Origin of the sequence: Massilia niabensis, assembly GCF_042655085.1 — a bacterium.
GTDB classification, from domain to species: Bacteria; Pseudomonadota; Gammaproteobacteria; order Burkholderiales; family Burkholderiaceae_D; genus Telluria; species Telluria niabensis.
On record NZ_JBHSMU010000024.1, the window covers coordinates 1 to 564 of the forward strand.

Sequence of the window (564 nt, forward strand, 5' to 3'; positions counted from 1 at the left end):
CATTACTGCACTTCCACACCCAGCCTATCAACGTCCTGGTCTCGAACGACCCTTCAAGGAGCTCAAGGCTCCGGGAAATCTCATCTCAAGGCAAGTTTCCCGCTTAGATGCTTTCAGCGGTTATCTCTTCCGAACTTAGCTACCCGGCAATGCCACTGGCGTGACAACCGGTACACCAGAGGTTCGTCCACTCCGGTCCTCTCGTACTAGGAGCAGCCCCCTTCAAATTTCCAACGCCCACGGCAGATAGGGACCAAACTGTCTCACGACGTTTTAAACCCAGCTCACGTACCACTTTAAATGGCGAACAGCCATACCCTTGGGACCGGCTACAGCCCCAGGATGTGATGAGCCGACATCGAGGTGCCAAACTCCCCCGTCGATATGAACTCTTGGGAGGAATCAGCCTGTTATCCCCAGAGTACCTTTTATCCGTTGAGCGATGGCCCTTCCATACAGAACCACCGGATCACTATGTCCTACTTTCGTACCTGCTCGACTTGTCGGTCTCGCAGTTAAGCACGCTTATGCCATTGCACTATTAGCACGATGTCCGACCGTACC

At 53.5% G+C, this 564-nt stretch carries 1 rRNA gene; it reads right to left on the minus strand.

Annotated features, from left to right (window positions below):
- A 23S ribosomal RNA gene (locus ACFPN5_RS25245) occupies positions 1-564 on the minus strand; the annotation flags it as partial.